Here is a 13,641-nt window from a genome sequence, read left to right as displayed (position 1 = left end):
ATATGAAAGATTTAGTTAAATATCTTTATTTATCTCTAATTATCATGTAAAATGAACTTATTAAAAGGGTATCTATATTTATTTATATAGCTACTTTTCAAATTGAACGGGAATCAAATTTCAAAATTGACTAACCCTAGACTTAAAACTAGGGCTTTATTTATGTTAATTAACCTAGGAGGATTTATATATGGCAGTATTTAAAGTATTTTTTCAAGAAGATAAAAGTGAAGTAATTGTACGTGAAAGTACACAAACAAAGTATTTTGAAGGACAAACTGAAGAACAAGTTAGAAGATATTTAACAGACCGTAATTACAATATCGAATTTGTCCAAAAATTAGAGGGCGCTCATTTAGATTATGAAAAACAATCAGATCATTTTAACGTGGAGACTATCTAAATGAAACCTCTACAAAAAAATGAAGTAGGCGTATACGCACTGGGTGGTCTCGGTGAAATTGGTAAAAACACGTACGCCCTCGAATATCAAGATGAAATTATCGTTATAGACGCGGGTATAAAATTCCCAGACGATGATCTTCTTGGTATCGATTACGTGATACCAGATTATACGTACTTAATTCAAAATAAACATAAAGTGAAAGCTTTATTTATCACTCATGGACACGAAGATCATATTGGTGGTGTTCCATTCTTATTAAAACAAATGAATGTTCCGATTTATAGTGGTCCATTAGCATTAGGACTTATTAGAAATAAACTGGAAGAGCATCACCTACTTAAAACAGCTCAATTAAATGAAATTGACGAAGATTCTGTTTATGAATTTAAGCACTTCAAAATTTCATTCTATTTAACAACGCATAGTATCCCTGAAGCTTACGGTATTATTGCAGATACACCAGAAGGAAAAATCGTCCATACAGGAGATTTCAAATTTGATTTCACGCCTGTAGGTAAGCCTGCGAATATTGCCAAAATGGCTCAACTTGGAGAAGAAGGCGTTCTTTGTTTATTATCAGACTCTACTAACTCAGAGGTGCCTAACTTTACTTTAAGTGAAAAAGAAGTTGGACAAAATGTAGATGAAATATTCCGTAAATGTTCAGGTAGAATTATCTTCGCAACATTTGCATCTAATATTTACAGAGTGCAACAAGCCGTTGAAGCAGCTGTGAAGTACAATCGTAAAATTGTTGTCTTCGGTCGTTCAATGGAAAACAACATTAAGATTGGTACTGAATTAGGCTACATTAAAGTACCACCAGAAACATTTATTGAACCTAATAAAATCAATTCAGTTCCTAAACATGAAATTCTTATTTTATGTACTGGATCACAAGGTGAACCTATGGCAGCACTTTCTAGAATTGCCAACGGTACACATAGACAAATAAGTATTATTCCAGATGACACTGTTGTATTTAGTTCTTCACCTATTCCAGGTAACACTAAGAGTGTTAATAGAACTATCAATTCATTGTATAAAGCTGGTGCTGATGTTATTCATGGTAAATTATCTAACATTCATACATCAGGGCACGGTTCACAAGATGAGCAAAAATTAATGCTACGTTTAATTAAGCCAAAATATTTCATGCCAATACATGGTGAATATAGAATGCTTAAAAAACATAGCGAAACAGGTATTAACTGTGGTGTAGATCCTGACAATATCTTTGTTTATGAAATTGGAGATGTACTAGCACTTACTAAAGATTCAGCTAGATATGCTGGACGTATACCTTCAGGCAATGTATTTGTTGATGGTAACGGTATCGGAGATATCGGCAATGTCGTTATTAAAGACCGTAAAGTTCTATCAGAAGAAGGTCTTGTCATTGTTGTAGTAAGTATTGATTTCAAAACAAAACAATTACTTTCAGGTCCAGATATCATCTCAAGAGGCTTTGTTTATATGAGAGAATCAGGACATTTAATTTACGACGCACAACGATTAATCAAAAAATCAGTAATTGAAAAGTTAAATAATAACGAAAAAGTAGAATGGCATCATGTTAAAGCTACGATTACTGAAGCATTACAACCATATTTATATGAAAAAACAGCTCGTAAACCAATGATTTTACCAATAATCATGAAAATAAAATAATAATATTTAAAAGCACCGACGATGTCAATTGACATTGTCGGTGCTTTTTTACTACATCTTATTCATTTACAAGTTTTTTCTCAAATCTATTTAAATCATTATCGTGACCTATCACAATTAATATATCATGATATTCTATATTTTCATTTGGATCTGGCGCAACGATAATATCTTTCCCTCTTTTTACAGCAATAATATTGATGCCAAAGTTCGCACGAACATCTAATTCTAATATCGAATTTCCAGCAAGTCTTTCCCCTGCTTTTATTTCAACAATAGAATATTCATCTGATAGTTCTAAGTAGTCTAATACAGATGCACTTGCTACATTATGTGCAATGCGTCGACCCATGTCTCTTTCTGGATGAACAACTGTATCTGCACCAATTTTATTTAAAATTTTAGCATGGTAATCATTTTGAGCTTTAGCAGTAACTTTCTTAACACCTAATTCTTTAAGAATTAAAGTAGTCAGTGTACTTGCTTGAATATTTTCACCAATTGCTACAATGACATGATCAAAGTTTCTTATCCCTAAACTCTTCATCACTGCTTCATCTGTAGTGTCCGCAATAACCGCATGTGTGGCGATATCGCTATATTCATTTACTCTCGCTTCATCAGCATCAATGGCCATAACATCCATATCTAAGGCATTTAGTTCTCTAACAATACTTCCACCAAATCGACCTAAGCCTATAACTACATATTCCTTACTCATGATATGCCTCCATACTTTTGATTGTTATTATTTTTTACCTTTAACGTAATCTGCATCAAAGATAAATAATCTTAATAATAATATTAGCGATGGAACAAGTAAAAGTAAACCTAAAATAAATACGATAATAAGCATTAATGCCATTTGATCATTTACAACTGATTTATTAATATTTATAAACGGATATAGAATATACGGTAATTTACTAATACCGTATCCGAAAAATGCAGTTCCAAATTGTAATAATATCATGATAAATGCAACACCATGCGCTTTTTTTAAGTAAATAAGTACAACTGCTATAATGAAGAATACGATACTTAAACCAAATAACCACCAGAAACTACCTAAAGCGTTATTAAAGTGGTCTTCATTATGTTGTCTTAATGATAAGAATACAAATTGACAAATAACAATCATTGGGACTGCCCAAATAAGGAACCACTGTCTCAATAAGTGATATGCTTCAGAATCTTTTGCTTTATTTGCATAAAATGTTAAGAATCCTGAAGAAATGTACAATACAGAGATAATCGCTAAAAAGACAACCGCCCAAGCATAAGGACTTAGCAATAATTCAACCCATTGCAAGCTGACTCCTTTATCTGTTTCTTTAATATATCCACCTTCAGCTATCGTCAATATTGTTGAAAATGATGCAGGAATAAGTAAACCTGTAGCACCATATAAGAATAACCAAGACAACTTGCTATCTTGTCCATAGTTTTCAAATGCATAGAAACTACCACGTATTGTTAATAGTATTAAAGCTATACTACCTGGTATCAATAATGTTGACCCAAAGTAATATGCTGAGTCTGGAAAGAATCCAACTATTCCAACAAAGAAGAATACGAAGAATACATTAGTCACTTCCCAAACTGGGTTTAAATATCTAGATATTAAATTATTAATAATATGATCTTGTTTTGTTAATTTTGCATGAAAAGCAAAGAACCCAGCACCAAAATCTATCGCACCGATAATGATATAACCATACAAAAAGAGCCAAAGTACAGTGATTCCTATATGTTGATAATCCATTATACTTCACCCTTTCTGTCTATTATTTTATTCACATCATCCGTAGCTTTACTATGACTGAACATTCTAATTAGAACATAACTTGATGAAATACCTAGTATTAAATAAAGAATTGCAAAAGCTATAAATACTAGACTTAAACCATCAGCATGTGTAGCTGCATCTGCAACTTTTAAATAGCCTCGTAATATCCAAGGTTGTCTACCCATTTCTGCTAAGAACCAACCAAATTCTATAGCTAGCATTGCTAATGGACCTGTCAAAACAGCTAAATACAATATAGGTTTACTATATTGAGACCATTTCTTGAACCATTTTAATACGATGAACAATGCTGAAACTGCAAAACAATAAACACCGAAGAACACCATTAAATCAAAGAAATAATGAATAATAAGCGGTGGTGTTTCATCACTTTTGAATTCATTTAGCCCTTTTACTTCAGTATTGAAATTATTATCTGATAAGAAGCTTAGCGCCCCAGGAATTTTAATAGCACCTTTAACTTCTTGTTTATCTTCATCTACTAATCCAAATAATACAAGGTCAGCTTTTGATTCACTTTCAAAATGCCACTCCATAGCTGCTAGCTTTTCTGGTTGTTCTTCATGTAAAAATTTTGCAGATAAATCACCTGCAAGCATAGCGAATAAACTCGCAATAAGACCTACTGTCATAGTAAGTTTAAGTGCTTTTTTATGATATTCTTTATCATCAATGAATTTATTCTTGATTAAACGATATGCTGCAATACTTGCCAAAATAAATGCAGCTGTCATAAAAGCAGTCGCAATTACATGGAATGATCTTACCCCAAATGATGCATTAAACATTGCTGCTAATGGATCAATATTCATTAATTTCCCGTTAATAAAATCAAAACCACTAGGCGTATTCATGAAAGAATTCACAGATGTAATGAAAAACGCTGAGAATGTTCCACCAATAATAACTGGTAAATTAATTAAAAAGTGTGTCCATTTTCCTTTAAATCTATCCCAAGTATATAGATAAATACTTAAGAAAATCGCCTCAAAGAAAAAGGCAAATGTTTCCATAAATAATGGTAGCGCAATAACTTGACCACCTAATTGCATAAATGACGGCCACAATAATGATAATTGTAAGCCAATAATCGTCCCTGTAACAACACCAACTGCTACAGTAATTGTGTAACCTTTAGACCAACGCTTTGCCATAGCAATATACATAGGATTGTCTTTCTTAATACCTATGAATTCAGCAATAGCAAACATTAATGGGATACCTACACCAATTGTTGCAAATATGATATGGAATCCCAAGGTCATAGCAGTCAGTAAACGACTAATAACTACTGCATCCATAATATTCCTCCATTCAACGTTTGTGATTTACATCACAATTTAAACTCATTATACATCATTTTAAACATTAATAAAATGTTTAACATTTACAAAGTAATGACAAATTAGTGGCATTATTAAACATAATCGTTGAACACAATTAGAAATCGTTATAATATGACTATATAAAGTCGAGGTGAAAGCAATGAATAAAGTTACGATTTATACACAAGATCAGTGTCCCCCTTGCCAATTTGTTAAACAATATTTCAAGGAAAAGGAAATTGATTACACTGAAAAAAATATTAAAAATAAACAGTTCAAAAATGAATTAATAGATTTAGATAGCTTTTCAACGCCTACTGTTCTTATAAATGATAAAGTATTTTACCAAGTTGATATAAATTCTTTCAATGAAGCTTTAGGTAAAAACTGATGAAATTTCATTTTCCAAATTCTAAAATAAAGTTAGTAACGCATTCACTTCAAAGTAATTTATCTACTAATTTAAAGATAGTCCATATTTCAGATTTACACTTAGGCTATTATTCTACTTTAGAAGACTTACATCAACTTGTTCTTTTAATAAACAAACAAGAGGCTGATATAGTTTGTTTTACTGGTGATTGTTTTGACAATATCAAATATGCTTCATTTGATCCTTATCTTGTTATACCTTTATTTAGAACGATTCAATCAAAATATGGTAAGTTTTTCGTTCCTGGCAATCATGATTACGGGTCAAACGGTATACAAATCGTATTAAACATCATAAAAAAGTCTGGTTTTCAATTACTACTAAATGATTATTATAAAATTGTGACTCCAGCTGGTAATATTTTAATACATGGAATAGACGATATATGTTTTGGCCAACCAAATTTTAATAGTTCCTTCCAATTAGCAGATGGTCCTATCGCATATAGAATAGGTTTGATGCATGAACCTGATAAAGTTAAATTGTTGGACCCTAACATCGACTTAGTATTATCTGGCCATACGCATGGAGGCCAAGTACGCGTGCCTAAAATTGGTGCATTATATACACCTACTTTTGGCAAAAAATATATTCAAGGTTTATATCATATTAGAAGACAGCAACATCTATTTGTAAACAAAGGTATAGGCATGACGAGATTACCTATTAGAATATTTTGTTCACCTGAAATTGGCATATTTAATATTAAAGCTAAAAAAAGTAGGACGTGAGTAAATCACGCCCTACTTTTTATTTACCATTTATGATAATTCATTAACAAGTTCTACAACTTCTTCTTCAGTTGCACAGTTAATAGCACGACTTGCTAATTCTTGCATTTCTTTTTGATCTAATTGTTTGATTTGTTTTCTTGCTTTAAGAATACTTGTCGCACTCATAGAAAATTCATCTAAGCCTAATCCAAGTAATAATGGAATTGCTGTGTTATCTCCAGCCATTTCTCCACACATACCTGTCCATTTACCTTCTTTATGTGAAGCTTCAATTACTTGCTTAACTAAGCGAAGAATTGCTGGGTTATATGGTTGGTATAAATATGAAACACGCTCAGACATACGATCAGCTGCCATTGTGTATTGGATTAAATCGTTTGTACCGATACTGAAGAAATCAACTTCTTTAGCAAAGATGTCAGCAAGTGCTGCAGTTGATGGAATCTCTACCATAATACCGATTTCGATATCATCATCAACTTTAACACCTTCAGAAACTAATTTCTCTTTTTCTTCTAGTAAGATTGCTTTAGCGTCTCTGAATTCTTTAATTGTAGCTATCATTGGAAACATGATATTTAATTTACCGAACTCAGATGCACGTAATAATGCTCTTAATTGTGTTCTAAAGATGTCAGTTTGGTCTAGACATAAGCGAATAGCTCTATATCCTAAGAATGGATTCATTTCTTTAGGTAAGTTTAAGTAAGATAATTCTTTATCTCCACCAATATCTAAAGTACGAACAACTACACGTTTACCGTCCATTTCTTTTAATACTTTACTATAAGCTTCGAATTGTTCCTCTTCTGAAGGCATATTGTCTCTACCCATGTATAAAAACTCAGTACGGTATAAACCGATACCTTCTGCACCATTATTTTTAACACCCGTTAAATCTTTAGGTGTTCCAATATTAGCTGCAAGTTCTACATGAACTCCGTCTTTAGAAACAGATTCATCATTAACAAGTTTCGCTAGTTCTTCTTTTTCAGCTAAGAAGTTAGTATGTTTTTGTTCGTAAGCTTGAACTTCATCCTCTGTAGGGTCAATAATTACATCACCAGATAGACCATCAATGATAAGACTATCTCCATGTTTCACTCGGCTAGTAATATCTTTTGTACCTACTACAGCAGGAATTTCTAATGAACGACTCATTATTGCTGAGTGTGAAGTTCTTCCACCGATGTTTGTAGCAAAACCTTTAACAAATTCTTTGTTAAGTTGTGCTGTATCAGATGGTGTTAAATCTTCACCAACAATAATAACGCTTTCATTAATCATACTAGGATTTGGCAACTCTACTCCCAATATATGAGCCAAAATACGTTTCGAAACGTCACGGATATCTGCCGCACGTTCTTTCATGTATTCATTATCCATATTTTCAAAAATCGTAATGAAATTTGAAGATACTTCTTCTAATGCTGTTGGCGCATTAACTTTATTATTGCGAATATTTTCTTCAATTGGATTGAGTAATTCTGGATCTTCTAACACTAATAAATGTGCATCAAAAATCGCAGCTTTATCAGCTCCAAGTTGTTTCTCAGCATTATTTCGAATCTGAGTTAATTCAACTTTAGATTGGTTAACAGCTGCTTTGAACTTTTCAACTTCGCCATCTACATCGCTGATATTTTCGCTAGAAAATGATAAGTCAGGTTCAACTAATAAATATGCTTTACTAATAGCCACACCATCAGATGCAGCTATCCCTTTTAAAATTTCAGACATTATTTAGTTAATCCTTCTTTTGATAATACTTCAGTAATTGCTTCGATTGCTTCTTTCTCGTCACTACCCTCAGCGTAGATAGTGATTTCAGCATCTTTACCAACACCTAGGCTCATTACACCCATAATAGATTTTAAGTTTACTTTTTTAGCGTTATATTCTAATTGTACATCTGAATCAAATTTAGATGCAGTTTGTACTAACATAGTTGCTGGTCTTGCATGAATACCCGTTTCGTCAATTATTACGTAAGAATTTTGTTCCATATTATTGTCTCCTTCTAATTCCTATATTTAATTTGTATAAAATCAAATTTTATCTATACGATTAAAGAATATCAAAAAAACACTTACAATTCAATCAAATTACATAACTATGCAGTTATTTGATTCAATTCTCCTTTATTTTGATAGGTTCGAATATTCAACTGCTATTTGTGTTCCAATTTTGGCATTATGTTCAACAAGTTTAATATTTGTTTCTAATGATTTTCCATCAGATTGTTTAACAATTTCACCTAATAGGAATGGTGTTGAATCTTTACCATGAACGCCTTCTTTTTCAGCTTTTGCAACTGCTTTATCTATAATTCCGTTAATAAAACTTGAGTCTAATTGATCTTCTTCAGGAACTGGGTTCGCAATTACGATACCTGAATCTAATCCTAAATCCCATTGTACTTCTGCTAATTGTGCAATTGTTTTTACATCATCGATTCTCGTATTTAATTTCAAACCACTTTCTCTTGTAAAGAATGCAGGAAGTTCATCTGTTTGATAGCCAACCACTGGTACACCTTTAGTTTCTAAATATTCTAAAGTTTTGTCTAAATCAAGGATTGATTTTGCGCCAGCACAAATTACTGCTACTTTAGTTTTTGAAAGTTCATCTAAATCAGCTGAGATATCCATTGTATGTTCTGCGCCTTTATGAACACCACCGATTCCACCTGTTACGAAGAATTTAATATCAGCTAATTGAGCACAAATCATAGTTGATGCTACAGTAGTTGCACCGATTTTTTTTGTAGCTAATATTTCTGCAATGTCTCTTCTTGAAACTTTGGCAACATCTTCTGCACTTGCTAATAATTCTAGTTCTTCGTCATTTAAACCGATTTTTATTTCTCCATTAATAATTGCTATAGTTGCTGGAACTCCACCATTGTCTCTTACAATTTGCTCCACTTTTTTAGCCATTTCTACGTTTTGTGGGTATGGCATACCGTGTGAAATAATTGTAGATTCTAATGCAACGATTGCTTTATCTTCCTGTTTAGCTTTTTCTACCTCTTTTGAAAATTGAATATAGTTTTTCATTTTATTTCCTCCATGTCTTTTATTAGTTGTTTTCTATCTAAATCTTGTCTAACTGTATAAGATGTTTTAATAGTCTTTGAAGCATTTGCTCTAGCTAAATTAAAAATTTGTTCTATATCATATGATTTCAGCCATCCGTAAATTAATGCTGATGTAAAAGCATCTCCAGCTCCTGTTACATCTACAACACGGTCTACTGCGTTAACCTGAAACTCATGTTGTCCCTCTGCACCTACATAAAATATCTTTTCTTTACCAGATGTAACAATTAAATTGCTAACACCTAATGACTTAATCTCACTCATATAACTTTGTAATTCTAATTCTGAATGTGCTTCTTTACCAACATATGATTCAACCTCATCTTTATTTAAAATCAACCAATCTACTGCATGTAAATTGTTTGGAAGTCTATTCATTTTTGGTCCTGAGACAGCGATCAGAACAAGTTTAATTTGTTTTTTCTCCGCATATGAGCATAAGAACTCAAGTGTTTCTTTAGGACAGTTTAAGTCAGCAATGATACATTTCGACTTATTTAATAAATAAGTATTTTTAATCATAAACTCTGGCGTAATTTTGTCATATACTGACATATCCGCGAGCCCCATCGTCATATTTCCATCTTGATCTAACAATGCTGTATAACTACCTGTAGCTTCACTAGAAATTTTCTCAACATAATCTACATTCATAAATGGTGACGATAAATCAGCAATATGTTGCCACTCTGCATCATTTCCTGAAGTTGTTAATAGAAGAACATCTTCACCTATACGTCCTAAGTTTTCTGCAACATTTCTTGCAACTCCACCAATAGATGATTCAGATGTAACAGGATTCGAAGTACCTTGTACTAATTTGTCTGTAACATGAAACTTCCTATCAATGTTCGCACCACCTATACAAACAATAGGATTTTGTTCATTTAATACATAAGCTTTTCCTTGCACATATTCTTTCTTTACTAATCCTGATATTATATTTGCAACAGCTGGTCTTGATAAACCAACTTTATCTGATAATTCTTGTTGTGAAATAAAAGGGTTCTCTTTAATTAAATTAAGTATTAACTTTTCATTTTCATTCAAGTAACTCACCTCACAAACAAATGTTTATTTTTAAAACTTATGTTTACAAATTCATTATAAAGCGTTTTCATTTAAAATGCAAATTTAAAAATAATAGGAGTAGTACAAAGTTCTAATTTTATAAAAATAGATTTCGTCATCCTACTCCCGAGAAAAATTATTTTATTTAAAAAAGATTGATATAAGTGCATAATCAATCCAATCAAACACCGCCTATATAATGATGAAATGCTGAAACATAAATAAGTTTATTAAAAAAATGAGATGAGTCGTAGATAAATTAGACAATTAAGCGAAGAGTTCGACCAAGTTGTAGATTAAGTCAGAAGTTAAACTAAGAGTTTGGCTAAGTTGTAGATTAAGTTAGGAGTTAATCTAAGAGTTTGGCTAAGTTGTAGATTAAGTTAGAAGTTAATCGAAGAGTTCAGCCAAGTTGTAGATTAAGTCAGAAGTTAATCGAAGATTTCAGCCAAGTTGTAGATTAAGTCGGTAGTTAATCGAAGAGTTCAGCTAAGTTGTAGATTAAGTTAGAAGTTAATCGAAGAGTTCAGCTAAGTTGTAGATTAAGTCGGTAGTTAATCGAAGAGATTGGCCAAGTTGTAGATTAAGTCGGAAGTTAATCGAAGAGTTCAGCTAAGTTATAGATTAAGTCAGTAGTTAATCTAAGAGTTTGGCTAAGTTGTAGATTAAGTTAGAAGTTAATCGAAGAGTTCAGCCAAGTTGTAGATTAAGTCAGAAGTTAATCGAAGAGTTTGGCCAAGTTGTAGATTAAGTCAAAAGTTAATCTAAGACACCCTCAAAATCAACAATATACAATAAGAGGATGGGACAAATTAATTGTCCCATCCTCTTTTTATAACACTATTCACCTATAAATTCTTGAATAACTGTTTCACATTTCTTAATGTGATCGTCACCCATTTTTTTCATTAAATAATAACTAATTGAACCAGCAACAGCTTGACCTACAAGTGGTATCCATCTTGATTGTTTAGCTGCTTCACGTTTAACTACTGATTTAAAGAATACTTTCACCATAGCATTAGTAACTTTTTGTCCTATGAATTGACTACCTTTCATGGCAGCTGATGTAAGCACTTTTTGTTTTAAATCATCTTGCATTTTGTTCACTTGTTTATGACTTAGTCCATAAATTTTATTGATATCTTCAATAATATCACCCATAAGTTTAATATCCATACCCACACCTAATCCTGGGATAGGAACTACATTCGCTGCAGATGACATTAATGATTTTTTATAAACTAATTCTTTAGCTCTTTTTCTACGCTCTAATAATTCATCTTGTGTTACTGGTAACTCAGAACGTTTTTTAATTTCTTCTATGCCTAATGCTTTATTTCCTGCTTTTGTACTAATTTTATTAAAAATACCCATTATGTTCAATCTCCTCACAGTTTCGTTAGTATTCAATACTAGAATATTAACTTATACCCGTTTTAGGAAATTTTAACCATTTATTTGGACAAAGACTACTTTTAAATACTTGCTCGGTTTGTAATGTGGATGGCTCTTAAAGTCTTTAGGTAAGCCCATTACATCTGAAATTGTATAATCTACATCTAGCGCATCCAATGTTTGGTTAATCATCTTCTTAAACGCTTTTTGAGGAAAAGCACTTGAATTTGTACTTAATACTAAAGTACCTTGTTCATTTAGTAGTTCTAAAGACCCTTCAATTAATTCTGGGTAATTTTTCTGAACGCTAAATGTTTTTTTCTTATGACGAGCAAAACTTGGAGGATCAATAACAACTACATCATAACTCAAACCGTGACGAAGAGCGTATTTGAAATAATCGAATACATCCATGGTGAATATATGATTATTATTTAAATCAATTGCATTTAATCCAAAATTAGCTTCAGTAAGTGGTCTTGCTCTGTTTGCTAAATCTACACTAGTCGTGGAATTAGCATTCTCACTTGCTGCAACAGAAAAAGCACCAGTATAACTAAACAAATTCAGCACATCTTTATCTTCGCTATAATGATCTCTTAATTTTTTTCGTACATCTTTTTGATCTAGGAAAATACCTGTCATCGGTCCATCGTCTAAATCGATATTATAATATAAATGATTTTCTTCCACTACGTATGGGAAACCAGGTGCTGTTCCGTCAACAAAATCAGATGCAGTTTCCATTCCTTTAAATCTTCTTTTTTCAAAAATAGATTTATATTCAAATACTTCTTTAATAGCAGGTAACAATCTATCTTTCAAACGATAAATACCTACAGAGTACCATTGAATCAGTAAATGTCCGTCGTAATAATCAATTGTCAATCCACCGATACCATCACCTTCAGCATTGAATATTCTATATGCATTTATACCATCAACATGATCATAATATTCTCTTTCACTTTTAGCCGTCTTAAATAGATTTACAAAAAAGTTATGATCTATCTTTTCAGTTGAATCTAAAGATAATACCCAACCGATACCTTTATTTTGTTCACCATAATAAGCTGTAGCAATAAATCTTTTACCAGAATCTACAAGCGCTACTAATTCACCTTCATCTGTACTTGGCATATCAAATACATCATCTTTTTCAACAAGAGGGAAACCTCTTAAATATTTATCTTCTTTACCTCTTTTGAGCATTAACTGTTTCATTATTTTTTGGCCATCCTTTCGAAATGTCTCACATATTATAACGTATATTACGCAAAACGCCAAAAAAACAGAGTATCCCCCTTTAGAATACTCTGTTAACCGAATTTATTAATCAAAATTTCCCCCAGAAAGTTTGATCCCCTTTTATGTAAACGCTTACTAAAATTAGTATAAAGGATAAGATTATTCCGTGCAATACATTTTCCAAAGAAATTCATTAAAAATATTTACTTTTTACATTTTTAATTTCACTATCAAGCTAAATATTTATTTTAATCTATATATATAAAATGTTATATAACTCTTGAATTGTGTGAATATAGTTGCCCTTGTTTACACTTCTCTTCAGTTTTGTCACTATAGCTGCCCTTGTTTACACTGGACCGTCTACACTTAATTGGACAACTTCTTTAAAGAGAAGTATTGTTAAAATTAAGAAAGTAGGTGGTCTTTTTATGAGAAGAGAGCG

13 protein-coding genes are annotated in these 13,641 nt (G+C 31.9%); 4 read left to right on the top strand and 9 right to left on the bottom strand.

Features of this window, described 5'->3' with window-relative positions; genetic code table 11:
• Positions 1–190: 190 nt before the first annotated feature.
• On the top strand, positions 191–403 hold the full coding sequence (locus LQ668_RS09435; RefSeq protein ID WP_078356789.1) for a DNA-dependent RNA polymerase subunit epsilon: 213 nt from the start codon (positions 191–193) through the stop codon (positions 401–403).
• Positions 404–2,077, top strand: a complete 1,674-nt coding sequence (gene rnjA, locus LQ668_RS09430) for a ribonuclease J1 (RefSeq protein ID WP_078356788.1) — start codon at positions 404–406, stop codon at positions 2,075–2,077.
• Between the two features lie 58 nt (positions 2,078–2,135).
• Here the strand turns inward: rnjA and LQ668_RS09425 are convergent, their stop codons facing one another.
• From LQ668_RS09425 to LQ668_RS09415, 3 genes are read right to left on the bottom strand one after another with little or no spacing between them, the layout of a single operon-like run.
• Positions 2,136–2,798: a potassium channel family protein gene (locus LQ668_RS09425; RefSeq protein WP_078356787.1), complete on the bottom strand. Its 663-nt coding sequence runs from the start codon at positions 2,796–2,798 to the stop codon at positions 2,136–2,138.
• Positions 2,799–2,825: 27 nt separating this feature from the next.
• Positions 2,826–3,842 (bottom strand): cytochrome d ubiquinol oxidase subunit II, encoded by a 1,017-nt coding sequence (locus LQ668_RS09420; RefSeq protein WP_078356786.1) that lies wholly within the window; start codon positions 3,840–3,842, stop codon positions 2,826–2,828.
• Entirely contained in the window at positions 3,842–5,188 is a 1,347-nt protein-coding gene (locus tag LQ668_RS09415) for a cytochrome ubiquinol oxidase subunit I (RefSeq protein ID WP_078356785.1), read from the bottom strand. Before LQ668_RS09415 ends, LQ668_RS09420 begins: the two co-directional genes overlap by 1 nt.
• Positions 5,189–5,372: 184 nt before the next feature.
• Between LQ668_RS09415 and LQ668_RS09410 the strand changes: the two genes are divergently transcribed.
• Both LQ668_RS09410 and LQ668_RS09405 read left to right on the top strand, forming a co-directional pair.
• Complete coding sequence (locus LQ668_RS09410) at positions 5,373–5,603, top strand: glutaredoxin family protein (protein WP_078356784.1); 231 nt, start codon at positions 5,373–5,375, stop codon at positions 5,601–5,603.
• Positions 5,603–6,376: a metallophosphoesterase gene (locus LQ668_RS09405; protein WP_078356783.1), complete on the top strand. Its 774-nt coding sequence runs from the start codon at positions 5,603–5,605 to the stop codon at positions 6,374–6,376. The genes LQ668_RS09410 and LQ668_RS09405 overlap by 1 nt, the downstream gene beginning before the upstream one ends.
• A gap of 30 nt (positions 6,377–6,406) precedes the next feature.
• Here LQ668_RS09405 and ptsP read toward each other — a convergent pair whose 3' ends face one another.
• The 6 genes from ptsP to LQ668_RS09375 form a co-directional block, all read right to left on the bottom strand.
• Positions 6,407–8,119: a phosphoenolpyruvate--protein phosphotransferase gene (gene ptsP, locus LQ668_RS09400; protein ID WP_078356782.1), complete on the bottom strand. Its 1,713-nt coding sequence runs from the start codon at positions 8,117–8,119 to the stop codon at positions 6,407–6,409.
• Positions 8,119–8,385 (bottom strand): phosphocarrier protein HPr, encoded by a 267-nt coding sequence (locus LQ668_RS09395; RefSeq protein ID WP_016912884.1) that lies wholly within the window; start codon positions 8,383–8,385, stop codon positions 8,119–8,121. Before LQ668_RS09395 ends, ptsP begins: the two co-directional genes overlap by 1 nt.
• Before the next feature lie 135 nt (positions 8,386–8,520).
• Positions 8,521–9,438 (bottom strand): pseudouridine-5'-phosphate glycosidase, encoded by a 918-nt coding sequence (locus LQ668_RS09390; RefSeq protein WP_078356781.1) that lies wholly within the window; start codon positions 9,436–9,438, stop codon positions 8,521–8,523.
• Complete coding sequence (locus LQ668_RS09385; RefSeq protein ID WP_239700570.1) at positions 9,435–10,529, bottom strand: carbohydrate kinase; 1,095 nt, start codon at positions 10,527–10,529, stop codon at positions 9,435–9,437. The genes LQ668_RS09390 and LQ668_RS09385 overlap by 4 nt, the downstream gene beginning before the upstream one ends.
• 861 nt (positions 10,530–11,390) lie before the next feature.
• Positions 11,391–11,927, bottom strand: a complete 537-nt coding sequence (locus LQ668_RS09380) for a DUF697 domain-containing protein (protein ID WP_078356779.1) — start codon at positions 11,925–11,927, stop codon at positions 11,391–11,393.
• A 72-nt stretch (positions 11,928–11,999) separates the two neighbouring features.
• On the bottom strand, positions 12,000–13,172 hold the full coding sequence (locus LQ668_RS09375; protein WP_239700567.1) for a class I SAM-dependent rRNA methyltransferase: 1,173 nt from the start codon (positions 13,170–13,172) through the stop codon (positions 12,000–12,002).
• Positions 13,173–13,641 lie beyond the last annotated feature (469 nt).

The organism is Mammaliicoccus sp. K-M42 (genome assembly GCF_022386375.1).
Taxonomy (GTDB): Bacteria; Bacillota; Bacilli; order Staphylococcales; family Staphylococcaceae; genus Mammaliicoccus; species Mammaliicoccus fleurettii.
Note: the sequence above shows the minus strand (reverse complement) of the source record. Positions and strands in the feature narration are given on the sequence as shown.